The 24,801-nt window shown below is 60.8% G+C and carries 26 protein-coding genes and 3 pseudogenes; 15 read left to right on the top strand and 14 right to left on the bottom strand.

Annotated features, from left to right (window positions below):
* Positions 1–71: 71 nt before the first annotated feature.
* Positions 72–293: pseudogene (locus AAC691_RS07365) on the top strand (transposase); the annotation flags it as partial.
* A gap of 268 nt (positions 294–561) precedes the next feature.
* Here the strand turns inward: AAC691_RS07365 and AAC691_RS07360 are convergent.
* Genes AAC691_RS07360 through AAC691_RS07345 form a run of 4 tightly spaced genes read right to left on the bottom strand, consistent with a single transcriptional unit; the run spans position 562 to position 6,132 of the window.
* Positions 562–1,707 (bottom strand): MFS transporter, encoded by a 1,146-nt coding sequence (locus AAC691_RS07360; RefSeq protein WP_342629534.1) that lies wholly within the window; start codon positions 1,705–1,707, stop codon positions 562–564.
* Positions 1,707–4,106, bottom strand: a complete 2,400-nt coding sequence (locus AAC691_RS07355) for a TonB-dependent receptor domain-containing protein (protein WP_342629533.1) — start codon at positions 4,104–4,106, stop codon at positions 1,707–1,709. The genes AAC691_RS07360 and AAC691_RS07355 overlap by 1 nt, the downstream gene beginning before the upstream one ends.
* A gap of 54 nt (positions 4,107–4,160) precedes the next feature.
* Entirely contained in the window at positions 4,161–5,507 is a 1,347-nt protein-coding gene (locus AAC691_RS07350) for a glutamine synthetase family protein (RefSeq protein ID WP_342629532.1), read from the bottom strand.
* On the bottom strand, positions 5,500–6,132 hold the full coding sequence (locus tag AAC691_RS07345; protein ID WP_342629531.1) for an isochorismatase family cysteine hydrolase: 633 nt from the start codon (positions 6,130–6,132) through the stop codon (positions 5,500–5,502). Before AAC691_RS07345 ends, AAC691_RS07350 begins: the two co-directional genes overlap by 8 nt.
* 193 nt (positions 6,133–6,325) lie before the next feature.
* Between AAC691_RS07345 and AAC691_RS07340 the strand changes: the two genes are divergently transcribed.
* The 5 genes from AAC691_RS07340 (at position 6,326) to AAC691_RS07320 (ending at position 10,238) form a co-directional block, all read left to right on the top strand.
* Positions 6,326–7,636 carry an ArgE/DapE family deacylase gene (locus tag AAC691_RS07340; RefSeq protein ID WP_342629530.1) on the top strand — a complete coding sequence of 437 codons (1,311 nt, stop codon included), beginning with the start codon at positions 6,326–6,328 and terminating at the stop codon, positions 7,634–7,636.
* Between the two features lie 12 nt (positions 7,637–7,648).
* Positions 7,649–8,497, top strand: coding sequence for a MurR/RpiR family transcriptional regulator (locus AAC691_RS07335; protein ID WP_342629529.1), 849 nt, complete (start codon positions 7,649–7,651; stop codon positions 8,495–8,497).
* Positions 8,445–9,332 (top strand): N-formylglutamate amidohydrolase, encoded by an 888-nt coding sequence (locus AAC691_RS07330; protein ID WP_342629528.1) that lies wholly within the window; start codon positions 8,445–8,447, stop codon positions 9,330–9,332. The genes AAC691_RS07335 and AAC691_RS07330 overlap by 53 nt, the downstream gene beginning before the upstream one ends.
* A gap of 119 nt (positions 9,333–9,451) precedes the next feature.
* Positions 9,452–9,736 (top strand): transposase, encoded by a 285-nt coding sequence (locus tag AAC691_RS07325; RefSeq protein ID WP_342629527.1) that lies wholly within the window; start codon positions 9,452–9,454, stop codon positions 9,734–9,736.
* Positions 9,690–10,238, top strand: a complete 549-nt coding sequence (locus AAC691_RS07320; protein ID WP_342629526.1) for a hypothetical protein — start codon at positions 9,690–9,692, stop codon at positions 10,236–10,238. The genes AAC691_RS07325 and AAC691_RS07320 overlap by 47 nt, the downstream gene beginning before the upstream one ends.
* On the opposite strand, the gene AAC691_RS07315 is transcribed toward AAC691_RS07320, so the two are convergent.
* Genes AAC691_RS07315 through tnpA form a run of 5 tightly spaced genes read right to left on the bottom strand, consistent with a single transcriptional unit; the run spans position 10,122 to position 13,303 of the window.
* Positions 10,122–10,820: a UPF0149 family protein gene (locus AAC691_RS07315; RefSeq protein WP_342627626.1), complete on the bottom strand. Its 699-nt coding sequence runs from the start codon at positions 10,818–10,820 to the stop codon at positions 10,122–10,124. The two genes, AAC691_RS07320 and AAC691_RS07315, sit on opposite strands and share 117 nt — an antisense overlap.
* A 6-nt stretch (positions 10,821–10,826) precedes the next feature.
* Positions 10,827–11,321: a transposase gene (locus AAC691_RS07310; RefSeq protein WP_342629525.1), complete on the bottom strand. Its 495-nt coding sequence runs from the start codon at positions 11,319–11,321 to the stop codon at positions 10,827–10,829.
* Positions 11,219–12,421 (bottom strand): IS66 family transposase, encoded by a 1,203-nt coding sequence (gene tnpC / locus AAC691_RS07305; RefSeq protein ID WP_342629524.1) that lies wholly within the window; start codon positions 12,419–12,421, stop codon positions 11,219–11,221. The genes AAC691_RS07310 and tnpC overlap by 103 nt, the downstream gene beginning before the upstream one ends.
* A gap of 49 nt (positions 12,422–12,470) precedes the next feature.
* Positions 12,471–12,818, bottom strand: coding sequence for an IS66 family insertion sequence element accessory protein TnpB (tnpB, locus tag AAC691_RS07300; RefSeq protein ID WP_070402454.1), 348 nt, complete (start codon positions 12,816–12,818; stop codon positions 12,471–12,473).
* Complete coding sequence (gene tnpA, locus AAC691_RS07295; RefSeq protein ID WP_342629523.1) at positions 12,815–13,303, bottom strand: IS66-like element accessory protein TnpA; 489 nt, start codon at positions 13,301–13,303, stop codon at positions 12,815–12,817. The genes tnpB and tnpA overlap by 4 nt, the downstream gene beginning before the upstream one ends.
* Here tnpA and AAC691_RS07290 point away from each other — a divergent pair.
* A complete protein-coding gene (locus AAC691_RS07290; RefSeq protein ID WP_342629522.1) occupies positions 13,302–13,601 on the top strand; it encodes a hypothetical protein in 300 nt (99 codons plus the stop codon). The genes tnpA and AAC691_RS07290 overlap by 2 nt on opposite strands.
* A 407-nt stretch (positions 13,602–14,008) precedes the next feature.
* Here the strand turns inward: AAC691_RS07290 and AAC691_RS07285 are convergent.
* Positions 14,009–14,986 (bottom strand): annotated as a pseudogene (locus tag AAC691_RS07285) (transposase); the annotation flags it as partial.
* A 56-nt stretch (positions 14,987–15,042) separates the two neighbouring features.
* Positions 15,043–15,513 carry a VOC family protein gene (locus AAC691_RS07280; RefSeq protein ID WP_342629521.1) on the bottom strand — a complete coding sequence of 157 codons (471 nt, stop codon included), beginning with the start codon at positions 15,511–15,513 and terminating at the stop codon, positions 15,043–15,045.
* A gap of 618 nt (positions 15,514–16,131) precedes the next feature.
* On the opposite strand from AAC691_RS07280, the pseudogene AAC691_RS07275 reads away from it, so the two are divergent.
* Together AAC691_RS07275 and AAC691_RS07270 are read left to right on the top strand one after the other, a co-directional pair.
* A pseudogene (locus AAC691_RS07275) lies at positions 16,132–16,426 on the top strand (hypothetical protein); the annotation flags it as partial.
* A gap of 21 nt (positions 16,427–16,447) precedes the next feature.
* Positions 16,448–17,602: a PepSY-associated TM helix domain-containing protein gene (locus AAC691_RS07270; RefSeq protein ID WP_342629520.1), complete on the top strand. Its 1,155-nt coding sequence runs from the start codon at positions 16,448–16,450 to the stop codon at positions 17,600–17,602.
* A 142-nt stretch (positions 17,603–17,744) separates the two neighbouring features.
* On the opposite strand, the gene AAC691_RS07265 is transcribed toward AAC691_RS07270, so the two are convergent.
* Positions 17,745–18,668 (bottom strand): LysR family transcriptional regulator, encoded by a 924-nt coding sequence (locus tag AAC691_RS07265; protein WP_342630166.1) that lies wholly within the window; start codon positions 18,666–18,668, stop codon positions 17,745–17,747.
* A gap of 110 nt (positions 18,669–18,778) precedes the next feature.
* On the opposite strand from AAC691_RS07265, the gene AAC691_RS07260 reads away from it, so the two are divergent.
* From AAC691_RS07260 to AAC691_RS07245, 4 genes are all read left to right on the top strand, one after another.
* Positions 18,779–19,576 (top strand): type 1 glutamine amidotransferase domain-containing protein, encoded by a 798-nt coding sequence (locus tag AAC691_RS07260; RefSeq protein ID WP_323991875.1) that lies wholly within the window; start codon positions 18,779–18,781, stop codon positions 19,574–19,576.
* Positions 19,577–19,647: 71 nt separating this feature from the next.
* Positions 19,648–19,944, top strand: coding sequence for a putative quinol monooxygenase (locus AAC691_RS07255; RefSeq protein WP_176640573.1), 297 nt, complete (start codon positions 19,648–19,650; stop codon positions 19,942–19,944).
* A gap of 16 nt (positions 19,945–19,960) precedes the next feature.
* Positions 19,961–20,944, top strand: coding sequence for an aldo/keto reductase (locus tag AAC691_RS07250; RefSeq protein ID WP_342629519.1), 984 nt, complete (start codon positions 19,961–19,963; stop codon positions 20,942–20,944).
* A gap of 63 nt (positions 20,945–21,007) precedes the next feature.
* On the top strand, positions 21,008–21,241 hold the full coding sequence (locus AAC691_RS07245; RefSeq protein ID WP_342629518.1) for a hypothetical protein: 234 nt from the start codon (positions 21,008–21,010) through the stop codon (positions 21,239–21,241).
* A gap of 282 nt (positions 21,242–21,523) precedes the next feature.
* Here the strand turns inward: AAC691_RS07245 and AAC691_RS07240 are convergent, their stop codons facing one another.
* Positions 21,524–22,435: a LysR family transcriptional regulator gene (locus AAC691_RS07240; RefSeq protein ID WP_342629517.1), complete on the bottom strand. Its 912-nt coding sequence runs from the start codon at positions 22,433–22,435 to the stop codon at positions 21,524–21,526.
* A gap of 122 nt (positions 22,436–22,557) precedes the next feature.
* Between AAC691_RS07240 and AAC691_RS07235 the strand changes: the two genes are divergently transcribed.
* A complete protein-coding gene (locus AAC691_RS07235) occupies positions 22,558–23,268 on the top strand; it encodes a gamma-butyrobetaine hydroxylase-like domain-containing protein (protein WP_342629516.1) in 711 nt (236 codons plus the stop codon).
* Positions 23,269–23,287: 19 nt separating this feature from the next.
* On the top strand, positions 23,288–24,283 hold the full coding sequence (locus AAC691_RS07230) for a DMT family transporter (RefSeq protein WP_342629515.1): 996 nt from the start codon (positions 23,288–23,290) through the stop codon (positions 24,281–24,283).
* A gap of 265 nt (positions 24,284–24,548) precedes the next feature.
* Here AAC691_RS07230 and AAC691_RS07225 read toward each other — a convergent pair whose 3' ends face one another.
* Positions 24,549–24,761 (bottom strand): hypothetical protein, encoded by a 213-nt coding sequence (locus tag AAC691_RS07225; RefSeq protein WP_342629514.1) that lies wholly within the window; start codon positions 24,759–24,761, stop codon positions 24,549–24,551.
* Positions 24,762–24,801: the final 40 nt, after the last annotated feature.

Genomic DNA, 24,801 nt, shown 5'->3' with positions numbered 1-24,801 from the left:
ACAGGCTGCTCGTATCGGGCTGAAGACGTGAGACGCGGCGTTTCCTCAACGCCCGCAGCGGCCACACCGCCCTGTTACGCTGGCTCGGCAAGCGGGTCGTGACACGGATCGAGTTCGAGGCGATCGGCACCTATCATCGGGATCTGGAGCGGCGCCTTGAGAAGACTGGCCTTCCCTTCGCCAAGGTCAACCTGCGACAGGCCCGTCGCTCCGCCGAGGCCACCGGGAAACTCGTAAAGACCGATCGGGTCGATGCCTTCATGCTGGCACGCTTCGGCGTGTTGCTCGAGCCCCAGTCCCGGCCCGCCCGGTCGAAGAACCTGGTGCAACTGCCCACGTTGGCGGGACGTCGTATTCTCTGCGTATTCCACGGATCGCGATCACCCATTGTGATCGCCAGCACCGTGGACGTGAGTGAATCGTCACGAGTGACGGTTGTCGCCGTGTCACTCCGCGTGCGGTTCGGTCAAGCCATAGTCCTCGGTCCGGCAGCGATGATAACCGGCCGGATCATGCTCAGAAAACTACAGACGAGTCGGTGCCATCCTGTTCTTTATCGGTTCAGCGTTGCTCCTGCGAAGCAAGCCGTGCCGCGCACCAGGCGGAGATCAGGACGAAGACTATGGAAATTACGGTCAGGCTTCTCAGGCCGCCATAATAGAGGAGCTGGCCCCCCGCCCAGGGAGCGACGGCGAGCCCCAGGCCGGCAATGAAGTTGATTTCGGCGACGACTTCGCCCGAGCGGTCCTGTCGCCCGACGACGGCGAACAGGACCGGCACGACGAATGTCCATGAAAACTTGAACAGCAAGGTGCCCACGACGAACGAGGGGACCCAGGGCCATAGCAGCAACAGCAGGCTCGCCGTCAGCAAACCATAACCGGTGAGCGTCAGGCTGCGATCGGAATAGGCGTCCTTGCCGAGCCAGATGGCTGCCGACGACCCCAGGATACCGAACGCGGCTGCCAGGCCCAGCATATATCCGCTGTGCTGTGCGTTGAACCCCGCCGCCAGTGCGAGTTGTCCGGAGAAGGTCCAGATTCCGCTGAGCCCGACATAGAACAGCAGCACGGCAAGACGGCGGATGATGACGTGCCGGCCCGATGTCGGAGATGGGTGGCTGGAGCCAGCGGCTTCGCGGAGCGTTCGGCCGGGCGGTAGGCGGGAGACCCCGAACAGGAGGAGCGTGAGAAGGCATGGCAGCAGCAGGAAATAGGCTGCGATGCCTGTATGCGTGAAGAGGGTAGGAAGAAAGACTAGGCCGAACGTGCCGGCGACGCACTGGCCCATGATGTAGACGCCGTAAGCCTGCCTCCCGCGCGGATGAATGTTGGCGTAGCTCATCGCCATGATGCCCATCAGTGCGTTGCCCGTGGCGGTCAGCAATCTCGCCGCCAGCAGGATATCGGGGTGATGCAGGCTCGCCAGGGCGAACAGGTTGCCGGCAATGGCGGTGAAAATGGCCGCGCGCAGGAGAAGGGGCCAGCCGAACTGGGGCAGCGCCTTGCGCCCGAACAGCCCCGCGAGGCAGTAGCCCGCGAATTCCAGCGAGAAGAAAAGCCCTGCCCGCCGGGCGTCGTAGCCCAGCTCTGCCATGAGCTGGGTTGCGAGCACCGGGGCGCACAGCAGACTGGCATTTGCCACGCCCGCGCATGCCGCGATCATGAGAAGGCCGGTGGCCGGTTTTTTTTCCTTCGCCGATGTCATCAGAAATCGGCCGTGACGTCGAAGCCGACATTGGCGGGGGCGGCGACCACGTCATGCACGTAGCTGCCGGCGGGCTGGGCGAAGAAGGTATTGAATTTCGAAAGGATGATGTAGCGATTGAGGACGTTGTTGCCGTAGAGAGACGCGGACCAGCGCTTTCCGCGATACATGACCTTGAGATCGAGCTGATTCCAGGACGGGATATTCAGGATGGGATCGGCCGATGTGGCGTGGGTGCCGACGTAGGTGCTGTTGACCCATCGGAAATTGGCCTGGAAAATCAGCGACCGCTCCCGGCCCAGCGGCAGGGTGTAGGCGCCTCGGATATCGGCGGTCCAGTCCGGCGTGCTGGGCAGCGCGCTTCCGGTCCGGACGACAGGGGCGAGACCGACGCCCGGGTGGATCACGTAATTCAGGAATTTCGACGGTGTGTAGGCGGCGTTGGCATTGATTTCGAACCGGGGCGTGACGTGCCAGTTCAGATTGGCCTCGAAGCCGGTGATCCGGCTTGCACCCGCGTTGGTGATGGCGTTTGAGGTGATGCCGTTGCGGACAACGGTGGACTGGACCTGCTGGTCGTGGATCTCGGTATCGAACCCGGCGAGGTCGATGTGAATGGCCTTCGTGAGTTGAGACTTGATGCCCATTTCGAAGGTCTGCGTCTTTTCGGGAAGGACCGGGCTGACGTCGGAGGGCACGACCGGGGCCTTCTGGTAGCTGCCGGATTTGTAGCCCTGCGCGTAGCGGAAATAGATGGAACTGCTCGACGCCAGGTCATAGCGCACCGTTGCCGACGGCAGGGCCTTGTGCCAGGCGCGCTGGCTGTTGACGCCCGCGTCGAAGGATGACCAAGAGCCCAGGCTGGAAATCGGCGCGCTGAGGACGTTGTTAGCGGGGATCACGTACCGCTCCAGTCCGTTGGCCGCAATATCTTCCCACACATAGCGCAGGCCGGCGTCGACGTGCAGGCGTGGGGTGATGGCGTAGCCGACCTCGCCATAGCCAGCGTAACCCGTTCGGCGGAGGGAGACGATCTGGGAATTCCATATGCCACTATACAGCGAGTTCTCCTGGTGATCGGGAGAGTCCAGATCGGAGAGGACGTAGAAACGGTTAGTGTATTCACGGTCCTTGTAAGCCGAAAAACCGACATTCCAGGTGAATTTTCCGGAATCGACCGAACTCAGCCGGAGTTCCTGCATCTTGGATTGCTGCTCGGAATAGAGTGCCTGGAGATTGTTCTGCAAGGCGGAATTGCCGACGAAATCGACCGGAACGTTCGAGTAGGCTTCCCGCCAGGAGGTGATCGACGAGATCTTCATGAAGGGAAAGGTATAGGACGCGACGAAGGCGGCGCCGTAATTCTCGCTATCGGCCTGATAGGCCAGGTCGCCGTTGAGGGTGTAGCATTTGCAGCTATCGAGCGGGCCCGAGCCGGCCTGATTGCCATTGTCGCGATGATAATCGCCGATCAGTCGCAGATCCAGGTTTTCGAGTGGCGCGTAGCGCAGTACCCCCCGGAAGCCGCCCTTCTGTTCCACGCCGGTATAGCGATTGAGGCTGACATGCGAGCCGTACTCGCTGACGAGGTCCTGGCCCGGGAAATAGGGATCGACCAGCGGCTGCTTGGATGTGCCGTTATTCTTTATGTAGCCATCCGAGTAACTGTAATCGGCGATCAGTGAGCCGTACAGGTTGCGGGCGATCCGCCCGCTGACATAGGCCTGGACCTTGCCGGTATTGAAGCTGTCATAGCCGACCTCGATCCGATGCACGGCCTGATCCGAAGGGGCGGCGGTCGTGATGCTGACGACGCCTGCCTCGGCATTGCGGGCGAACATCGTGTTCTGTGGTCCCTTGAAGACCTCGACGCGCAGCGGGTCCATGAAGCCGACATCGAAATTCAGCGCCGGCAGGTAGACGCCATCGACATAGGTGCCGGTCGCGGCTTCGAGCTGGGCATTGGTGCCAACACCGCGGATGACCAGCTGCTGGGATTCCGGTGTGGGGGAGAGGCTGCTGGTCGTCATGTACAGGCCCGGCGTCATGCCGAGCAGGTCGGTCATTTGCGTGACGTTGAGCTGTTTCAGTTCCGCCCCCGAATAGCTCGACACGGATTGCGGGACATGGACCAGTTGCCGTTGCCGACTCTGCCCCATGACGTTGATATCCTCCGCCGGCGTGGCGCCCGGAGCGGCTGCCTTCGGCTTCGCCGTCATGGCGCCGGCACCATTGGCGCGCACCGGCGTGGCGGGCGCCTTCTGGCGTGGTACGGCGTTGGGCGCCGACGAGAGATCCTCTGCCCAGGCAGTCTCGGCGGAAAGGCCCAGGGTGACGATCGCCAGCCCAAGGAAACAGGAACTCCGTTTCCATTTCTGTTTCAAAACAATATGGGCCATTGCATACTTCCTTATTCTTGTCGAAGTTTTCGTTGCGGGTACCGGAGGGTTGTTTCAGAAAATCGTCGCGTAGCGCCGGCACGACTCGTCGTCGGTCCAGTCCTGTATTTTATCGATCTCGCATTGTTTCGCGGACCGGATGCCCTCGACGAGTGCGCTGTCCAGCCAGCCTCGTACGATGGAATCGGCCATGAAGGCGTCCAGTGCCTCCCGCAGAGAGCCCGGCAGGCGCCGGATGCCCATTTGTCGGCGTGTGGCTTCGTCCATGCTGTCCGGGTCGCCAGGGCACAGGTCGGGTGTCGGCAGGCCGTGGCGCAGCCCCTCGATCCCCGCGCGGACCAGGGCGCCGAGTGCCCAGTACGGGCTGGCTGTGCCGTCCGGCGGGCGGAACTCGATATTGAAGAGCCTAGCCGTCGTGGCGGGGTCGGTGGCGGCGACGGGGCAGATCCTCAGAGCCGCTTCGCGGTTGTGCAGGCCGAAGCTGGCATAGGCGGAGCTCCAGTGATGGGCCTGCAGCCGCATGTAGGAAATGGCCGTGGGGGCGCAGAAGGCCATGAGTGCGGGCATGTGCCTCATGATCCCGGCGACGAATGCGCCGCAGCGTTCCGAAACGCCGGCCGGGTGCTGCGGATCGAACGTCACGAACCGGCCGTTCCTGTCTTTTAGGGAGAAATGGATGTGCATGCCGTTGCCGACGCCCTGCGGTGTCATCTTGGGGGTGAAGGTGGCCCTCAGCCCCGACAGGCGTGCGGCCTCCCGCGTGACTTCCCGGAACAGGACGGCCTTGTCGGCCGCCTGCAAGGCATCCCTGGGGGCGCAAGGGACCTCGTACTGATCCTGTCCGTATTCAGGCAGGATGATTTCGGGATCGACGCCCACATCGGCCAGGGCATCCACGAGAAGCCTCATGAAATCGTCGGCGCGGCGCATGGCCTGGAGAGAGAAGGCCGGCGCGTGGGCCCATGTCGCGCCGGTGACCTGGAATTCCGATTCGAAGGCGCAGAACAGGGAGAGGCCGAATTCGGTTTCCAGATCCTTCAGGGCCGCCCGGAGGAACGACCGGCCGCAGCCGTACCAGGGCTGGTGATCGAGTGTCGTGATGTCGCACAGCATACCCGCGAACGCACCCTCTCCCAGGCGGGTCGTCCGGTAGGCCGTGTCGGGATCGGGGCGCAGCCGGAGGTCTCCGACGCATCCCCAGGGATTGTCCGCGGCGATCTCGTCGAACGGTGTCAGCCCCAGATTGGCCGGTACCCAGCCGCACCCTTTCAGAACGGCGCGCTCGCGAAGGGGAAGGGGGAAGAAGCGCCCGCGTGTGATGCCGACCAGATCGTTGGTCAGAAGGGCGAACAGTCCGGTGGGATCCACGGATTGCCAGGGGGCTTGCGGGGTTTCAGACATCGGTTTCGATCTCCTCGATCCGGGCGAGGATGTCCGATGTACTGGTCACGACGCAGTACCCGCCAAATGCGCGCAACGCGGCATCGTGACGATCCTGGCTGTATGTGGCGCAGGCATCTTCGGCGAGAAGGACCCGATAGCCGCGATCGGCCGCGTCGCGGACCGCCATGTCAACGCACTGGTCGGTCAGTTGCCCCGCGATGACGAGATGATCGGTGCCGAGATTGCGCAGGATGTAGTCGATATTCGTGGAATTGAAGACGCCTGATGATGTCTTTGGAAGAACGATTTCGTCCTGGCGGGGGGTTAGTTCCGGGATGATGTCGCCGGCGGGATCGTCCGGTGCGATGTGGATCGGCGTCAGCTTGTGGTCGAGAGACCGGTCGCGACCGTCGGAACGCAGGCTGCGGATGATCGTATGCAGGACGTCCAGCCCGGCGTTGCGCGCGCCTTGCAGCAGGCGCTGCTGGTTCGGGACCGCCAGTGTCGCGTTGCGAGTGGTGAAATACGCGGCATCGTTCTTGTCGCAGGGGTGCATCCAAACGGTCTGCATATCGACCAGGAGCAGTGCCGTGCGTCCCGAACGCATCCGTGAATCACGATGAATCATCAGGATCTTTTCCATATAAGACGGGAATCGGCCACAGATTGCTGCCGGCTGTTCATGCCGTGGACGATGGCGCAGGGATTGGTACGATGTCAATATATTTTCGTTATAGACATCAAATTGGAAAATGTGTGATATCTTACATTATGTGGCGCGGCAGGATACTGGACCGATTCCGGTTCGGGTCGCTGCCTTCGATGGGAGAGGTCCGATGCGGGAGGTTTTCGAGACAGTCTGCGCTGTGATCGACGCAGAGCGGGATTGGGCGATCCGTCATACGCAGGCGATCGTCCGCATTCCTTCGGTCAATCCGAAATTCCAGCATCAAGAGGGTCTGAACCGCGAAGCGGAGGTGCAGGCCTATCTGGCCGCGCTGCTGGACGACATTGGACTGGGGACGCAACGCTACGATGTCTTCCCGGACCGTCCGAACCTGATCGCCAGCCTGCCGGGCGAGGATGAGACCTCGCTGATGCTGAACGGGCATATCGATGTGGTCCCGGCCGGCGAGGCTGCCCGCTGGTCCATGGACCCGTTTTCGGGTGATCTTCACGACGGACGCTTATGGGGACGCGGCGCCACGGACATGAAAAGCGGGGTCGTTGCCATGATCGCCGCATTGCGTGCCGTGCTCAAGGCGGGCGTGCGGCCGCGCGGGCGGGTTGATATCCATTGCGTGGTGGACGAGGAAGCCGGTGGCTTCGGTGCCATCGACGCGGCCGCGCGCTTCCCGAAATGCCGTGCCGGTATCATCACCGAGACGAGCTTCGGCCGCATCATGCCGGCCGAAGGCGGACTGGAATGGGTGCGGGTTGTCATTCCCGGCCGGGCTGCCCACTCTGCCTGGCGTTATACCTCGCTCTATCCGCAGGCGGACCGGGCGTTGCGCACGCCGGGCGTCAATGCGGTTGACCTGGCGGCGCGCTTCCTGATGGCACTGGGAGAACTGGAACGTGACTGGGCGATGACGAAGAGCCATCCGCTGATGCCGCCGGGCATGAATACGCTGCATGCCGGTGTCATTCGCGGGGGGGCCTTTCCCGGTCCGAACGGCGTGCCGACGATGATGGAGAACCCGGCGATCACGCCCGATTGCTGCGCCATCGATATCGACCTGAAATTCCTGCCCCACGAGCGGACGGCCGATATACGGGCCGCGTTTGAGGCGTTCATCCATCGTTTCGCCCAGAGCCATGACTGGTTGCGCGCGCATCCCCCGCAGGTGATCTGGGAACTCGGTGGCCTGCATTTCGAACCGATGAATACGCCAGTCGACCACCTGCTGGTACGTGCGCTGGCCGGGGGAAGAAGTGCACTGGGGCTGGAAACGGACGTGACCGGCTTTATCGCGGTGTCGGATGCGGCCCATTACGCGGCCCATGGTGTTCCCTGCGCGATTTACGGGTGTTCGGGCGACAATGCACATGGCATAGACGAACACGTCATTGTCGAAAGTATTACTGAGACGACTAAAGTTCTGGCTTACAGTATCATGGAACTATGTGGTCTTCAGGATAAATGAGCGGACGAGAACATGTCAATTCGGGACCAGTTGATCGCCCGGAGCGCCGACCTTACACGCTCCGAACTGAAAGTCGTTCAGATTCTGATCGATAATTATCCGCTGGCGGTGATGGGACCGATGTCGGCCCTGGCGCGGCAGGCGCATGTCAGCGATCCGACGGTGATGCGCGCGGTGGCCAAGCTTGGCTTCGACAGCTACCAGGAGATGAAGCAGGCGATGCTGGGCGAGTTGGATACCAGCCGCCTGTCCCCGTTGCACATGCTGCGGAGCAAGGATGCGGAGGCGTTTCGCTCCGATAATGTGCATAATCTGTTCATCGACGGGATTGTCGCCAACCTGACCGCCATGCGCGACAGCTATCTGCCGCCGACCTTTCGCGCGGCGATGGACCTGCTGGGGCGGCGGCGGCGCTATATCCATTGTCTGGGGGGCCGGTCGAGCAAACATCTGGCCGCGCTGTTGCGTGGCCACCTGATCCAGGCCCGGTCGGGTGTCTTTCATATAGATGGCGGGCCGGCCGATCTGGTCGACCTGCTGGCTGATTTTACGGAGAACGACACGCTCGCCGTCTTCGATTATCGGCGCTACCAGACCGATGTGGTGGAGTTCGCCAAGGCTGCGCGAGACCGCAAGGTGCGGATCGTTCTCTTTACCGACATGTGGCAATCGCCGATCGCGCATTTCGCTGACGTGACGCTGAGTGCGCCGATCGAGACGGTTTCGCCGTTCGACACACTGATCCCTGGGCTGGTGCAGATCGAAACGCTGCTGGCCGCCATGATGGCCGACCCGGAGTTCGGAGTGCGTGAACGGCTGGAAGACATCGAGAAGACGCGCGACAGGTACGGGATATTCTGATGCCGCCGAGTGGCATCGTGCATCCGGTCACCTGAAAAAGATCGTAAGGACAAAAATGGGCAAGAAATACCCGGCGGAAACGCATGACCAGTCGGCGGCCGAGGCCGTACAGATCGTCAATCCCGCGGGACGCTCACCCTATCTGCTTCTGTGCGAACATGCCTCGTCATTCATTCCGGCGGAATATGGTGAGCTGGGTCTGCCGCCTGATGAGCGGCTACGCCATATTGCCTGGGATATCGGTGCGCGGGAGGTCGCGTTGTCCCTTGCCGAGCATCTGGACGCCCCCCTCGTGCTGGGCAAGGTGTCCCGGTTGGTGATCGACCTCAATCGGCCCCTGCATAGCGACAGTTCCATCCCCGTATCCAGCGAGGTGACGGAGATTCCGGGCAATATGGCGCTCTCGCCCCACGCGCGGCAGGAGCGGCAAAGGCGCTGGTTCCATCCATTCCATGATCTGGTCGGCGAATGTCTCAATCGTCGCGCGGCGACTGGGCAACGGACGTTGCTTGTGGGGATTCACAGCTTCACGCCTGTCTTCAAGGGTGAGCGTAGGCCATGGCCGGCGGGTATTCTCTTCGGCCAGGCGGGCGCGTATGGGCGGGCGTTCATTCGTGCGCTTTCCGCCAGTTCCGGGAGCGAGGTAGCGGAAAACAATCCCTATCAGATCAAGGTGGACGAAGACTATGCCGTGCCGGTGCATGGTGATGCGCGCGGCATTCCGGCCTGTCTGGTGGAAATTCGCCAGGACCTGATCACTGAGTCCGCTGGCGCGCTCCAATGGTCCGGTTTTCTGGCGCACGCTGCGCGCGTGGTGCAGGACGAAGCGTTCTAACCCGGATATCTCACACGGATAGGCGCCGGGCTCTGAAATCGGAGAAAGTTATTGTTAGAAAAGGAAAATATTCGAACGAGATCGGAGACCCGATGCAAACCGAGTGTAGCGCAGGCCGTATGAAATATGGAGAGGTCTCCGGACGCAAGGTTGTTGCGGATTTTGGGGGTGGGACGATCATCTCGGACGCGGGCGCGCAGTTGCTCGGGGCGGCGGACCGGGCGCTCGGCTTGACGGAGCGTTTCGCCCGGTGTTTCACGGATGCCCGCGCCTCCCACCTTGTCGAGCATGATGTTCATTCACTGGTGCTACCGCGCGTTGCGGGGATTGCGCTGGGTTATGAGGATCTGGTCGACCATGATCATCTTCGGCATGGCCCAGTTCTGGCGACACTGGCCGGCTGAATCGGCGGCACACGGCCGCCTGCTGGTCACGCTGTATCTTTGCGTCAACGGCGTACTGCGCAAGCCGCTGCTCTATCTGAGCCTCTATCTCAAAACCCATCGCACCGACTATTATCGCCTGCTACAGGAAGTGCGCGAACGTGGCGCGTGGGAAGCTTGGCTCGACTTCTTCCTGACGGGCGTCGCGGACACTGCCAATCGGGCGTTCGACGCGGCCACCCGGATCGTCGAACTGTTCAAGCAAGACCGCGAGCGCATCACGGTGGAGAGCGACCGGGCCGGCTCGGCGCTGCGCATCCACGATCTGTTTCAGCAGAACCCGTATCTAAGTAAGCGTGAGCTGATCCCCACGCTTGCATTCCATCATTCTATGGGCTGGATTGGCTCAGTTCATGCCGCAGCATTTCTTGTATTTTTTGCCGGAGCCACAGGGGCAGGGCTCGTTTCTGCCGACCTTTGTCGACAGGGCTGGTGCGTTCGAGAAGTGGTCCATGGAATTTGACAGGCGCTCGGCATGGAGTGTCTGCACCCAGTCGGGGATGAGATCCGGCGCGGTCTCCGTCAGCAGGGCGCCGAGTTCATCGCTGCTGTCGGCTGGGGCATCGGTCATGGCGACGAGCTTGCGTAGACCGACAAGGGCCCGGAGCACCGCCTCGTCGGGATCGAGCAAAAAGCTGTCCCACGCTTCAGGCCGCAGCGTCATGGCGCGCTCGAACCCCTCGATCCACAGTTCCCAGAGTATTTCGTCATGCCTTGTGTCGATATCGAACAGAGGCGCATAACGCCCGCGATCGAGATCCCTTAGCACGGCGTTGTAATGGCGCAGGATCAACCGAGCATCGTTCTCGTGTTCGAGAACAGGATCCCCCTCCTCGTCGGGATCGAGCGCCACGGGCAGCCATTCGGAGGGCAGGATCATCTCAGGACAGACGATGACGCCGGCGAGGAACCCGTCCAGTTCGCTCAACAGCATGGCTGTCTCGAGCCGTGCGAGGACGCGTTCGAGTTGACGCAGATAGGGAGGGAGTCTTGTCTGTGGCGGCATGCTGCGTAGTAGCGCAGCATTCCCGGCAGCCAGGATCAAGCCTTTTCAGGCGGGTTTCTGCTTTGCCTGTGGCGACCAGTTCCAGGGTAAAAGTTCGTCGATCCGGTTGATCGGATGCCCACGCGCGAGGCGGTCGATTACATCAGCCATCCAGCGTTCCGGATTCAGCCCGTTGAGGGCTGCCGTGGTCAGGAGAGTATAGAAGATCGCGGCTCGCTCTCCACCCCGGTCCGATCCCAGAAACAGAAAATTCTTCCGTGTCACCGCAATATTTCTGAGACAACGTTCGGAGAAATTATTGTCGATGGAGAGGCGGCCGTCGAGCGTATAGGCGCACAGGCGATCCCAGCGCGTCAGAGCGTAACGGAACGCCTTGCCCAGAGCATATTTGCCGGAGACCCGTGCTTTCTGGGCCGTTGCCCAGGTATGGAAATCCTTCAGGATGGGAACTGCCCGGGCCTGCCGGACGGCCAGGCGCTGTTCCGGCGGCAGTCCTCCGATCTCACGTTCGATGTCATAGAGCAGACCGATCCGGGCCACAGCCTCTTCGGCCAAGGGGCCGGCTGTGTGGCGTAGACATCGAAAAAGTAGCGGCGCGCATGGGCCATGCAGGCCACCGGCCGGATCGGTGACGGCTTGCCGCCCTTGTTGCCAAACAGTTTTTCGTATCCCACATAGGCGTCCGAGTGCAGCCAGCCGGCATAATGCTCAAGATGGGTTCGAGGCCGCTCACCTTTGCGGTCGGCGCTGTAACAATACAACATCGCCGGCGGCTCGTTGCTTCCCCAGGTGGCGGGATCGTGGCCATAGCACCAGATCCGCGCTTCTTTCGTCTTTCCGCGCCCCGGCGCCAGCACCTTGATGGGGGTGTCGTCCGTCCACAGGACATCGCGGTTCATGACGTAGGCCTGGATGCGATCCCGCAGCGGTTCCAGCCACCACGCGCCGTGTCCGATCCAGTCGGCGAGCGTGCTGCGATCGATCTCCACGCCGTCGCGTGCGAGGATCGCCGACTGACGATGCAACGGCAGGCCGTCCCAGTATTTCGCGACAATCACGCTTGCAATCAGGCTGGCGGAGGCGCGCCCTTTCTCGATCGGTAAATCCGGCACAGGCGCCTGGAAAATCTTTTCGCACGAGCGGCAGGCCACGCGGGGGCGGACATAGCGCAAAACCTTCAGCGGCGCCGTGATCTTCTCCAGCACTTCCGTCACGTCCTCGCCGATGCGCACCAGGCGCTCGGGGTCGCATCGTCTACAGTCGCACACGACCGCCGGCGCCAGTTCGATCACTTCGCGCGGCAGGTGCTCGGGCAGCGGGCGGCGGATGGCCTTGCGGCGTGGCGTGGATGTCTCGCCCTTTTCGCGTTCCCGGGCCGCCCGTTCGGCACTGGCCTCGGCCAGCGTCTCCTCGAATTCGTCGAGCACCAGTTCGAGCTGGTCCATCTCCTTCTGGTGACGCTCGGATTTCTGCCCGTATTTCTGCCGCCGCATCAGGGCCAGCTGCTCCCGTGTGCGCTCGATCTGTAACTGCAGGGCCGTGCATTTGTCCTCCGCGCGGGCCAGAGCCTCACGGGTCGCCGCAAGTTCGGCACGTAACGCAGCCAATTCCTCAGCAGGATCTGTCGTGGGGTCGGACATGACCCGATCGTAAGGGAGGCAAGGGATCAGTACAAGAAAAACCGCATCATCACCCCACCACTTGCGGCCTTGCCGTCCAGGCCGTGGCGCGCCAGTCGATGGCTTCAACGAGCATCGCCATCTGACCCGTCGTCAGGGACACCGAGCCATCTTTGGCCTGGGGCCACACGAACTTCCCGGATTCAAGGCGTTTCATCGCAAGGCACATGCCCTGCCGATCCCAAAACAAAACTTTTATCGTGTCGCCTTTGCGCCCACGGAAAATGTAGATCGATCCATCGTGAGGATCCCGGCCCAATGTAGTCTGCACCTGCAACGCCAGGGAGTTGATCCCGCGTCTCATGTCTGTCACCCCGCAGGCCAGCCAGATCCTGACCTCTCCCGATGGCCAGATCATGGCCGTCCCAGGCCAAGAACCAGCCGACACACCGCGTCGGGATCAAACGTCGTGCCCGTCCGGATGCTGATGCCGTTCGGCAGAACAATCTCGACAGCCGCCACAGGCGACGACGCGCCCGGCTGCCGTGCCGTCATCGCCAAGCCCCCGACATGAACCGGCATAAATCCCTCGGCGGCAGGAAACATCATCAACTGCTTGCGCCATATATAAAGCTGGGCTTGCGCGATCCCATACTGTTCCGCGACAGCCCTGCGGCTTGCTCCCGGCGCAAAGGCCTCTTCGAGGATGCGAACCTTTTCCTGATCGCTCCAGCGACGACGACGGATGACGCGGCGCCGGATTTCAATTTCCTCGCGCGGTCCAGCCCCGTAAGAACTGGTCATATGACCGTCATTACGACCCGTCATATGACTATCAATAATACCAGTGGTAGTTGAAATATCTGGCTCGAAACCGTCGTTGCCAAAATCATCGTGTGTCATGACCGTCGCCCACCCTGCGGAAATCGACAGCATCATCCGCCCAGCAACCGAACAAATGCTATGTGGGGATCAGCTCACGCTTACGTATCTAACGGCCACCCAGCTCGTTCACCAGACGGGCCTGTCGGCCCCTACGGTCAATGCGGCGCTCGCTGATCTGGAGCGGTTCGACATCGTCGAAGAAGTCACCGGCCGCAAACGGGGCCGCGTATTCAGTTATCGGAGGTATCTCGCTATCCTGAGCGAGGGCACCGACCCGCTCCCCACAGAGGTGGCCCCGGAAAATCGGACAGGGTGATCAGGCCGGAACACCTCAAAATCCACTGTTCGGGAGAACGCTTCGTGCCTGCTCACCCGGCCCGCACAAACGGGCAAGTCATTCATCAACCTCAAAGAACCCAGGCTGTCTCATTCCACCCTCCCCAGTCAGGTAGTGAAGCGTGAAATTACAGAAATGCATTCACAAGTACTGGATTTTCCGAACTCTCCACCTTTGCTCATATACGTCGTTCGTAAGATTTGCCGTGCACCCTTCCGAATTAGCTACGTGCTTGTTGAACCAGTTGAATTAGACGCCTGAACCTCACCACCCATCAGTTTCATCCGGATGCCCATAATGGCGGCATTGGTTTGCGGAACTGGAGGAGCCTGACAATGCGCCGGACGCCGCGCGTGAACCAGGAGAGCCTGCTGCGGCTCATGTTCGCGGGTTGACGTCTGGGGCTTTTTTTCGTCCGCTGATGGATTGGTTTGTGCGTCGCACAGGCCGGTGGAGACGGCGAAATACAAAGCGATACTCATCACCAGCACCAACCGGCCGAGACGTTCGGGGGAACGCAACTGACTGTGTTCGAGACCGAAGCCGCGCGATTTGAAGTCGGAGAACATGGGCTCGATGCCCCATCGTGCGCTGTAATCCAGTGTTGTCAGGTAGCTGGGGGTGTCGGACATCGCAATGATCCACGGCTCGGCATGGCCGGGCGCGTTGATGATGCCGATATTGGTGACAATACGCCGATGGGTGAGCGCGACGTCGGTCAGATAGGGACGCTTGTCAGTGACATGTTCGGCCAGGGAGGTTTTGTGGCCGCCCGCGGCGACCCGCAGATTGGACCTCACGCGCAGCCGATAACCCCAGCCTCGGGCGATGGCGAACGCGATCAGATCCGGCGTGCCGTAGAACCGATCCGCCATCAGGCAAATCTCGGCCTGGGAAGGCAGCCAGCCGGCAACCGCTTGGAGCAGGTCCTTCTGAACAGCGAACCCGATCGCCCCTTCCGTCGCCTCGACCCGCCAGGCCAGCGGCAACGCGCGCTCGCCAAAACGCAGCGAGAGCATCAGGATCTGATGGCGGTCATTGGCCTTGGTCTGGTCCATGATCAGCACCACACGCCCGTCTTCGGCGGCCTTGGTGAGCACCTCGCGCGCAAACGGTTCCATGACTTCATCACAGACCACGAGGGGGTTGTCGATGAACCGAGCGATCCACTGGTAACGCATGTCCGCTCGTTCTGCCGCGCGCGGCAACGAAGCCGCCAACACCATCAGATTGGCGCTGCGAACGTCCAGCATGGTGGCGACAAGCAGCGCGAGTTTGTCACGCTGGGTCTTGCGCTGTCCAGGCAACCGACGCTGCAAATCCGCCGCAATGCCAGCCGCCATTTCCACAATAGCCGGGGTCATGCCAAATCCGCTCCTCACAAGGGCAGAATCCTTGAATCACAGCCAGATTCAGCACGTCAATCCAGACTCCATAAAAACTGATGGGTGGTGAGCGCCTGAACCGAGGCTACGACATCATCTATAGTGCTAGTGCTGTCGATCGGAGCCGTCATCACAATCTTGAATCCATCAGGATCTGTAATGATAATCTCTCTTGCATTCCAAGGTCGATCGAAGGGACCTTCGAACCGAGTGTCACCTAGGCGCAACAGTCGTTCAGCGACCTCATCAACACTTTCATTGAACAGCGCGAAAGTAAGAAATATTACCCCGTTGGGAACGCTTCCAGAAACCGAAGTCGGACGACTAACTAGCATAATATCGGCATATTTTGATAACCTAAGATGACAAAGGTGTTTTCCTCCATCAGCACTAGGCATCGTGAATACAAGACTAAAGCCGAGAGCTGTCTGATACCACTTAACCGACTTCTCGATGTCACTCACAGCCAACGTAGCAAACGCCGGCATACGGTAAAAATCTGCCACAGGACACCCCCCACTACCAAGGGGTGTAGAATGAAACAAAATTTTTGTTGCATCAAGGGATTATTTATTTCAACATAAACTATATATGTGAGATCAATATTTAAACTATAGTTGAGAAATTTTGCGAGCGCCGATTCCCCATTCATTCCAAGCTGCAATATAATTCATAAATACCAGTCCTTTGGACTCCCGCAGAGTGGTTCGGCAAGCACGTCGCCGCTCCCAGTTTTCAGGCCGTGGGAACGGAACTACTGGCCCGTCTTGTCGTACCATTATAGGTGCAGCGTACCGCATCTTCGGCCAGACGCGCCTTCAGCGCAGCGGTTTCAGTCTCGAGGGGCGGAAACGGCGGGCGGGACATTGGCGGACCTTCGGGTTCAGAACCTGACGAACAGGCAGGCTGTGGCGCCGCGTGCCTGCGTTTCGCGCCTGGCGGGACGTAGCGCAAGTCCCGCACGACAGCACACCAGGATCGCCGCCGGAGCCGTCTCGGGCCGATATCGAACGGCGGTGACGGTGTGTATGCAAGCCCGTGTTGAAAGGCCCGTGTCACCTCGGCCCCGACCGGAACGGTCAGCACGGAATCGATGCCCTCGTCACGCCGCTTGCCTGCCATGAACCATCCTGGCCGATACCGGTTATGCCAGCGGCTAAGCCGTCGAAACGGTGCAGACCAGGGCAGGGACCCGCCGGCCGCCATCGGCCCTTATGACGTCCGGTCAGACACACCCACCAGTGAACCACGCCGGATCACCCGGCCCTGGCGCCCGGACCTGAAGGCCATGCGGCCATCAGGTCCGCCATGGGCTTTACCCGCATCCACCGCCATGGGCTTGCCGACGTCATATCCGAATGGACGCCGGCGGGCCGCACATCTTGCGTGAATCTTGTCTGTCCGATTATATGCGAATGATTCGCATTATCATGGTGGTGCATGCTTCGGAAAATTCATCGCTGGATCGGGCTGGCCCTGATCCTGCCGTTCGCGTTGCAGGGTCTGACCGGGTTCCTGCTGGTGGTCCTGCCGCTGTTGCTGGCAGGCCGTCCCGCCGTTCCGGCCCCCGGGGCGACGACCGCGCCGGCGGGTGTCGGCGCCGAGGCCATGATCGCCGCCGCTCGCACCGCGTCCCCCGCCGGCACGCTGCCCCTGCGTTTCGACCCGCCACGCTGGCCGGGTGACAGCGCGGTCGTCGCCTTCGGTCGGGCCGGCGAGCGCCACCCTGAATTCGAGGTGATGGTCGACCCAACCCACGCCGCAATCCTGCGCACCCGCATCGTGCCGCATATCCTGCGCGTGCTGCACGATCTGCACGCCGACCTGCTGCTGCTGCCCTACGGCCAGCAGGCGACCGGCGTGATGGGCGTGCTGCTGAGCGTGATGGCCATTACCGGGCTGGTCCTGTGGTGGCCGCATCCGGCCTTGTGGGCATCGGGCAAATGGCGCCGCACGATCACCGTCTCCCCCCGGGCCAGGGGGTATCGCCTGTGGCGCGAAACTCATCTCAGCCTGGGCTTCTGGACGTTGGGGATGACGCTGTTCCTGGCCCTCAGCGGCACGATCCTGGCCTTCCCCTTCGCCCGCCCCCTCTTCGGCGTCCAGGGCGGCGACCGTCCGGCCCACACGCGCACGCACCATGCCGACCACACGCCCGCCGCCCCCGGCGAGCAGGGGCTGGACACCGCCATGGCCGCCGTGCGGGCCCAGATGCCCGACGCAATACTGACCTCGGCCCGCCTGGGCGCCCGCCCGGCCGAGCAATCCTTCACTATCATCCTGCCCCTCTACGGCCCCAACCGCCCGGCCACCGTGCGCTATGATGCCGATGCCGACACGGTGCGCTTCATCCGCGATCCTGGCCGGCAGCGCACGGGCGAACTGACCTTCATGTGGCTGCACAGGCTACACGAGGCCAAACTGGCCGGCCCCGCCGTCATCGCCGGCCTGTGGCGCACCGCCGTCGGCCTCGCCGGCGCCGCCCTGTTCTTCTTCTCGCTCTCCGGCGGCGTCATGTGGGACATGCGCCGCCGCGCCGCCGCCCGCCCGGCCCGGGTAACTGCCGTGCCGGACGCCTCCGGCACCCCAGACTGAACCGCCCCGGGATTGGCGGGGACCGGTTTGGGCAAATTACGCGGCGATAGGAAGTAGCCGCCTTTATCGAAGCCGCCGCCACGGCGAAGAAGTAAAGGGCACAGGCCGGGCCCGGCGCCCGGCCGGCTTTCCCACCATGGCTTCAAACGTCGGTCTTGCGCGCCCCGGCCTGGATCTCAGCGATGATCCCCGCGACGGTGGCGCGCAGCCAACGATGGGCCGGATCATGGCGATAACGCACATGCCAAGCCATCTCGACCGGAAAGCTGCCCAGATCGACCGGCGCGGGCAACACCCGCAGCCTTGGATCATGTGCCAGCCTGCGGCAGATCAACGCGGGCAGTGTGGCGCAGTAATCGGTGACGGCCACCATTTCGGCCACGGCAAAGAAATTGGTGACAGACAATGCCACGTCGCGCTTCAGTCGCTGCTGCGCCAGGGCCTGAAACAGCCCTGCGCGCAGGCGTCCCGGCGGCACAACATTGACATGACGCAGCGCCTCGAACTGGGCCCGCGACATGGTCTCGCCAATGCCTGGGTGGCCGGTACGCACAACGCAGGCCAGCCCCTCATCCATCAGATGCTGCACCACCAGATTGTCGGGCGGATCGGTGATGCGCCCCAGCACCATCGCCGTGGTGCCCGAGGTGACGCCGGTCTCGGCCAGATCGCTGCCATAGGGTGTCAGCCGCAAACGGATGCCCGGGGCGATGCTCTGCAAACGCGCCACGATCGCGGGCACCAGCACGAATTCGGCATAGCCGTTGGGGGCGATGGTGAAATGCCGCTCAGCGGTGGCGGGGTCGAACTCCTGCTGGCCCAACACGGCATCGTCCAGCCTTGCCAGCGCCTCGGCGATCACCGGGGCCAGTTCCAGCGCGATCGGCGTGGGCTGGATGCCATAGCGCTCGCGGATAAACAGCGGGTCCTGCAGCATGGCGCGCAGCCGGGCGAGCGCGTTGGAGATCGCCGGTTGAGTCATGCCCAGCCTTTCGGCGGCGCGGGTGACGCTCTTTTCCTCGAAGAGGGCGACGAAGATCGGCAGCAAGTTCAGGTCATAGCGCATCACTTATAATGCCATGATGATATCTGAAATAACAGAAATAAAGTTCTGGAATGTGTTGGAAGCGAGCATTCTGGCTGCGTCAACAATGACACGCAGCATCGGAGGCTGACATGACCAAGGGTAAAGTTCTCGTCGTCGGGTCCAACGCCACGCGGATCGAAGTCCAGGGCGGCTGGGGCAACACCGGCCAGTATCTCAACGAAACCGTGGTGCCCGCCATGGCCATTCTGGCTGCGGGCTATGAGATCGTACTGGCCACACCGCAGGGCACCAAGCCGCACATCGATCCGGCCTCCGATTCCTCCCAGCATTTCGGGGGTGACGAAGTTGCTTATGCCGCGGCCAAAGCCTTCTGGGCCGAACATCCCGCGATGAATGCGGTGCGCAGCCTTCGCTCGGTGATCGAGGAAGGGCTGGAGAGTTACGCCGGGATCTTCGTGCCGGGCGGTCAAGCCCCGGTGGTCGATCTGATGCAGGACGCCGACTTGGGCACGATTCTGCGCCATGCCCATGGGCAAGCCAAGCCCACAGCCCTGCTCTGCCACGGCCCGATCGCCATCACCGCCGCCATGGACCAGGCCCCGGCCTTCCGTGCCTCACTGATCGTCGGGGACAAGGCGAAGGCACGGGACCTCGCCAAGGGCTGGCCCTATGCCGGTTACCGCATGACCGTCTTTTCGGCGAGCGAGGAGAAGGTGGTCGAGGACCATATCCTGCATGCCAAGATGCATTTCGACATGCCCTCGGCGCTTGAGGCAGCAGGCGGCGAGGTGATCACCAACAGCACCGATTTCGCACCCCATGTGGTCGAGGACCGCGAGCTGATCACCGGACAGAACCCGGCTTCTGACCATCAGATCGCCGCTCGCTTCGTGGCAGCGCTCAACCGGCATCTGGCCACCGCATGACCACCAGAATGACCGGCGGGGCGCTACGACAGCGCCCCGGCGATAATCCGCAGAACAAAGGAGCAGGCATCATGTCCAGTCACGTCAAAGTCATGGCGATTCTTAGCGCCCGCGAGGGCAAGGCGGCTGAGCTGCGCGCCCTGCTCGAAGGGCTCATCACCCCCAGTCGGGCCGAAAGCGGCAATCTGCGCTACGACCTGTGGATCGACCAGAATGACCCGGCCCGCTTCGTGCTGGACGAACTTTATGTCGATGCGAAGGCCAATGACGCCCATCGCGCAACGCCGCATTTCCAGCATTATCTCTCACGCGTCGGCGATCTGGCCGATCGCGTGGCTGTAGCCCTCACTCCGCTGCTCGTGGCCTGAAGAAAGGACAACACCCATGGCTCTCAAGGATATTCTGCCGAGCAAGCTCGGTTTCGGCGCCGCGCCCCTCGGCAACATGTTCCGCGACATTCCTGAGGCCGAGGCGCAAGCCACGGTGGAAGCGGCGTGGAACAACGGCATCCGCTATTTCGACAACGCCCCCTTCTATGGCGCCGGCCTGGCCGAAATCCGCATGGGCGAGGCGCTGGCCGACAAGCCGCGCGGCGATTATGTCATCAGCACCAAGGTGGGCCGTCTGATCCTCGACGAGATCGAGGATGTCAGTGCGCGCGATCTGGGCGAGAAGGGCGATGTCTTCCGCTACGGTCGCCCTAACCGCATCGTCAACGACTATTCAGAAGACGCCACGCTGCGCTCGATCGAGGACAGTCTGAAGCGCCTGCGCACCGATCATATCGACATCGTCTGGGTCCATGACGTCGCGCAGGATTTCTATGGCGATGCCTGGCTCGGCATGTTCGAAAGCGCGCGCAAAGGCGCCTTCAAGGTGCTCGACCGGCTGCGCGACGAGGGCGTCATCAAGGGCTGGGGCCTGGGCGTCAACCGCGTGGAGCCCATCGAGCTGCTGCTGGAGCTCGACGAGCCACGCCCCGACGGTTTCCTGCTGGCAGGGCGCTACACGCTGCTCGACCATGATCGCGCGCTGCAACGGCTGATGCCGATGGTGGCAGAGCGCGGTCTGGGGATCGTGGCGGGCGGCCCCAACTTCGAATATGCGCCCGCCACGCCCGAAATCCTGGCCAAGGTGGCGGCGATCAAGGCGCTGGCCGATGTCCATGGCATCAGCATGAAGGCCGCCGGACTGCAATTCGCGCTGGCCAATCCGGCAGTGGCGGCGGTGATCCCCGGCGCCAGCCGCCCGGGCCGCATCGCCGAGGACACCGCAGCGCTGGCGGAACAGGTGCCCAAGGATTTCTGGCGCGAATTGCGCAAGGCCGGTCTGGTCAATCCGCTCGCACCGCTGCCCGGCGGCGCCTGAATCACATCATAAGCAACAGGGATGGCGCGCGACCCCGGCTGCGCGCCATCACAGGAGAGAGCCATGCGCCAGTTCGATCCTGATAGCCTTCCCGCTGATCTGCGCGGCATCAATCCATTGGAAAAGATCTATCTGTTCGCCGCGCAACTGCGGATCAGCATTCCCGACGCCACCAACGCGTGCCGCAGACTGGTCAAGGACGACGAAAGATACGCAACCACGCTCGCTGGCTTCCACGTCATCGCACTCGTCGGATACATGTCCAAACACGCCACACAGATGATCCAATGTGCATAATACCCTCCAGGGGTAACCAAAGGCCGGGTCAGTTCTCGATGAAAAGCCCAGGTTAATTCTCAGTAGAAATTAACAGGCAGGATGTATAATGCTGTCCGCCGGCGTGACCCGGACTTTGATAGCCGAACAGCAAAATAGACCGATCGGCAGCTCCAGGCGCTATGGTCGGCAATGCTACAAGGTAAAGGCCGCATTCTTCCGGCACGCAACCGGGTGCCGGGCCGCTGGGCTGACATTTCTGATCCTGTCAAAGATGTTAAAGTTATCTGTGGTCGCAGCGCTTCACCCCTCGCCAACATACCACGGGGGCCTCGGCATGAAGCGTGCAACCAAGAAATCAATAAATGCTCTGGACTTTGCCGGTACGATAGTTCCGGCTGGTCTAACGGCATAGATGTTCGATCCTGTTGGAAGCCTCACATCGTCCAGCAACGAGATCAACCGCCCACTGGAGAGATCCGCTCCAAGCAGGAATTCGGGCAGTCTGGCAATCCCAATCCCGGCGAGACATGCCATATGCAAAGCTTCGACGCTGTTACATACGAACGAACCACCCGGTTTCATTTTTCTATTCTTCGTTCCGCGAAACTCCCATTCGTCGAACTTACTAGGAAAATTCAACTTCAGGCACACATGGTTCGCCAGATCCTGTGGCTGCGCCGGACGAGCATACTGCATGAGATATGCAGGAGACGCACAGATGATGCGGTCATTTGACGCCAATTTTCTGGCGATCAGGCCGGAATCGTTCAAAACGCCGCTTCTGACAGCGACGTCGACACGTTCCTCCTTTAGGTCGACAACTCTGTCCGTGAGCGTCAAATCGACAGCTACGTCAGGAAAGAGTTTCATAAAGTCAACGACCGCCGGAACGATTTGCTGTCTTCCAAATGCGTTCGAAACCGAGACGCGGAGTTGCCCCCGCGGCGTACCGGACGAATTAACAACAGCATCCTCAAGGCTTTCTATATTTTCAATTATTCGCTTTGCCTCATGAAAATATTGCTCCCCAGCCTCAGTAAGAGTCATGCCGCGTGTCGTTCTTATTATGAGCTGTGTTTTTAAACGCTCTTCCAGGCGCTTTACTCTCTTGCTGATCGCGGAGTGAGTCATCTTGAGATCTCGTGCGGCAGCGGAGAAGCCGCCGGTCGCGACCACCTTCACATAGATTGCCATGTCGGAGTGGTGGTCCATGTGCATCTCCACTTGTTCCTGGAATTCACAATAGCTGGAAAAAGATCACGAATACCATTTGATTTCAACCTAAGTGAAGATCGCGAAGCAGCTTCCCGATGCAACCATACGAGGAGATGATCATGCTCAATCAAAGCGTGACGAAATCGAATTGCACCGGCATTCAAGCTATCAATGAGAGGCTCTCCTGTCCGGCGACCATCGAGCCGGCCGACATGAGCGACCTTCGCCCCTATGGCAATCGGCATCAGATCGTTGAGGCGACGGCTGACGATAGCGAAGTCGTCATCACCTGGGAGGATGGCCACGTCAGCCGCTTCCACTACGGATGGTTGCGAGAAAATTGCCCCCATCCTTCCTCCCGGCATGTCAGAGCCCGGGAACGTATTGTCCGACCGCTCTCGATACCGGAATCTATCCGGCCGTTGGAAATCGCAATCGATGGAAGCGGTGCGCTGCTGGTTACGTGGGACGAGGCCGACAAGTCCGATTCGGCCGCGCACCATCAGAGCCGTTTTCATCCGGGGTGGCTGCGCGCGCATTGCTATACGTACACGCCAGCGCCCCCAAGCTCGGCCGAAAATGTCGCGACAATCCAGCCTGCATATCTCACTATGCCGGACGCGTCCTGGGATGAACTGATCGGCTCGGACGAAGCGTTCTACTACAAACGAATCGGCGTCGTGCGGGCGAGTAACTTCGGCTACATCTTCGACGTCCAATCGAAGGCAGATCCCAATAGCAACGCCTATACCTCGTTCTATCTTCCCTTCATACGGATATGCCGCACTATGAATTGCCGCCTGGTGTTCAGCTCCTCCATAGCATGGTGAACTCGGCCGAAGGAAAAAAATGAATAAGTACTTAAAGGTTGGAGTGATAGCCGCTGTAGCGGCAGCTTTCACTTGGTCGCTCAACTTCGTCGCACCATTTTTTATCGGAGATTACTCGCTTGGAGATTTGGCAGCTACGCGATTCGTATTCTCTGGAATGATAGGCGCCATAGTTCTTTTTCTGCATCGTGACCTGTGTCGCGGGCTGACAAAAGGAGACTGGATCGCAACGGCCGGTTTAGGTTTTATCGGATATGTCGGCTATTTCATTACGGTGATGGTTGCGGCAGTGTATGCTGGACCGATCATTCCACCAGCGTTCCTGGGGCTGGTCCCGATAGTCCTCGCTATCGCCGGGAATGCCTATAGTTCAAGCATTTCATGGACCGCGTTGCGGCTTCCCTTCACGCTGGCTGTAATAGGTCTGTTGCTCGTCAACGCAAGTAGTCTGATCCAATTCAACGGTGAGTGGAATGCGTCGCACGTCATAGGAACGTGCTCCGCTATAGGAGCGGTCGCACTATGGACATGGTTTGGCATCGCCAATCAACGAGCATTGAGCAAGCGACCAAGTATGAATGCGTGGGTTTGGACGGCAATGATGATGATTGGTGGGAGCATTGAAACCCTGCTCTTCCTGCCAATCGGCCATGGTCTCGGCCTCTTCAATGCTCAAAATCTTGGCTTCGGCTCAGTGGCAATTGCTCATCTATATCTACCTGCGTTCATGTTGGCAATTATTGCATCAATCGGAGGCGCTTGGGCTTGGACTGTTGCTTCACAGCGGCTACCCATGGCGCTTGCGGGCCAACTACTGACAACCGAGATGGTGTTCGCTACCTGCTTCGGCTTGCTGGTCCATTTAAGATGGCCGGAGCCGTTTGAAGTTCTGGGCATCGCACTGCTCCTTTATGGTGTGGTGAAGGCGGTCGGAGCATTTCACAGCACCGCAAAATCATCATCGCATGATGATGAAAAGATCTTGGGCTGCTCCAGCACGCGCGCATGCGGTTAAATGCGGACAAATAAAGTGCCATCTGAAATATTCATTCGCATCCATTTTGCCGCGTGGTTGCGTGTGAGTATGGCAGCTTTCGAAAGGCAGATTTAGACTTCTTTATATCCTAAACGACGCATTTCCCGACGAATATAGTCCTCCAGAACGCGGTAGATTACATAACCGCGTTCGTGCCAAAAGACCATTCCGGGCGCATCTTCTTGCAGATGCCAGAGATGTAATCGCCCGCCAATAATTCTTAAGGCCGGAGACAAACGGGGAATCACAAAAAAAGTCCCGTCCGTTTCCGGCGGGGCCCTGTTTCGGTGATGGCGATATCTACCGCATACGACCAATGCACGATCCACCAAAGGTGGTCGTCGTCGTCGTGAGCAGCGCGGGTTTGCAGTTCGCCATACGCGGCCGGGAACACGAAACAGATTAGGTCATCAACCACCTCGGTATGGGACAGGGCGCTGCAGGAACCGGCGATCATCGGCCTCCCGCACCGCACCATCACGATGGCATGATCATGT

The organism is Nguyenibacter vanlangensis (genome assembly GCF_038719015.1).
Taxonomy (GTDB): domain Bacteria; phylum Pseudomonadota; class Alphaproteobacteria; order Acetobacterales; family Acetobacteraceae; genus Gluconacetobacter; species Gluconacetobacter vanlangensis.
Note: the sequence above shows the minus strand (reverse complement) of the source record. Positions and strands in the feature narration are given on the sequence as shown.

What these genes read in the sequence shown, in the direction of transcription:
- AAC691_RS07360 (WP_342629534.1), bottom strand. Translation starts at nt 1,707, where the DNA reads ATGACATCGGCGAAGGAAAAAAAACCGGCCACCGGCCTTCTCATGATC.
- AAC691_RS07355 (WP_342629533.1), bottom strand. Translation starts at nt 4,106, where the DNA reads ATGGCCCATATTGTTTTGAAACAGAAATGGAAACGGAGTTCCTGTTTC.
- AAC691_RS07350 (WP_342629532.1), bottom strand. Translation starts at nt 5,507, where the DNA reads ATGTCTGAAACCCCGCAAGCCCCCTGGCAATCCGTGGATCCCACCGGA.
- AAC691_RS07345 (WP_342629531.1), bottom strand. Translation starts at nt 6,132, where the DNA reads ATGGAAAAGATCCTGATGATTCATCGTGATTCACGGATGCGTTCGGGA.
- AAC691_RS07340 (WP_342629530.1), top strand. Translation starts at nt 6,326, where the DNA reads ATGCGGGAGGTTTTCGAGACAGTCTGCGCTGTGATCGACGCAGAGCGG.
- AAC691_RS07335 (WP_342629529.1), top strand. Translation starts at nt 7,649, where the DNA reads ATGTCAATTCGGGACCAGTTGATCGCCCGGAGCGCCGACCTTACACGC.
- AAC691_RS07325 (WP_342629527.1), top strand. Translation starts at nt 9,452, where the DNA reads ATGAAATATGGAGAGGTCTCCGGACGCAAGGTTGTTGCGGATTTTGGG.
- AAC691_RS07320 (WP_342629526.1), top strand. Translation starts at nt 9,690, where the DNA reads ATGATCATCTTCGGCATGGCCCAGTTCTGGCGACACTGGCCGGCTGAA.
- tnpC (WP_342629524.1), bottom strand. Translation starts at nt 12,421, where the DNA reads ATGTCCGACCCCACGACAGATCCTGCTGAGGAATTGGCTGCGTTACGT.
- tnpB (WP_070402454.1), bottom strand. Translation starts at nt 12,818, where the DNA reads ATGATCTGGCCATCGGGAGAGGTCAGGATCTGGCTGGCCTGCGGGGTG.
- AAC691_RS07290 (WP_342629522.1), top strand. Translation starts at nt 13,302, where the DNA reads ATGACCGTCGCCCACCCTGCGGAAATCGACAGCATCATCCGCCCAGCA.
- tnpA (WP_342629523.1), bottom strand. Translation starts at nt 13,303, where the DNA reads ATGACACACGATGATTTTGGCAACGACGGTTTCGAGCCAGATATTTCA.
- AAC691_RS07270 (WP_342629520.1), top strand. Translation starts at nt 16,448, where the DNA reads ATGCTTCGGAAAATTCATCGCTGGATCGGGCTGGCCCTGATCCTGCCG.
- AAC691_RS07265 (WP_342630166.1), bottom strand. Translation starts at nt 18,668, where the DNA reads ATGCGCTATGACCTGAACTTGCTGCCGATCTTCGTCGCCCTCTTCGAG.
- AAC691_RS07260 (WP_323991875.1), top strand. Translation starts at nt 18,779, where the DNA reads ATGACCAAGGGTAAAGTTCTCGTCGTCGGGTCCAACGCCACGCGGATC.
- AAC691_RS07255 (WP_176640573.1), top strand. Translation starts at nt 19,648, where the DNA reads ATGTCCAGTCACGTCAAAGTCATGGCGATTCTTAGCGCCCGCGAGGGC.
- AAC691_RS07250 (WP_342629519.1), top strand. Translation starts at nt 19,961, where the DNA reads ATGGCTCTCAAGGATATTCTGCCGAGCAAGCTCGGTTTCGGCGCCGCG.
- AAC691_RS07245 (WP_342629518.1), top strand. Translation starts at nt 21,008, where the DNA reads ATGCGCCAGTTCGATCCTGATAGCCTTCCCGCTGATCTGCGCGGCATC.
- AAC691_RS07240 (WP_342629517.1), bottom strand. Translation starts at nt 22,435, where the DNA reads ATGGACCACCACTCCGACATGGCAATCTATGTGAAGGTGGTCGCGACC.
- AAC691_RS07235 (WP_342629516.1), top strand. Translation starts at nt 22,558, where the DNA reads ATGCTCAATCAAAGCGTGACGAAATCGAATTGCACCGGCATTCAAGCT.
- AAC691_RS07230 (WP_342629515.1), top strand. Translation starts at nt 23,288, where the DNA reads ATGAATAAGTACTTAAAGGTTGGAGTGATAGCCGCTGTAGCGGCAGCT.
- AAC691_RS07225 (WP_342629514.1), bottom strand. Translation starts at nt 24,761, where the DNA reads ATGATCGCCGGTTCCTGCAGCGCCCTGTCCCATACCGAGGTGGTTGAT.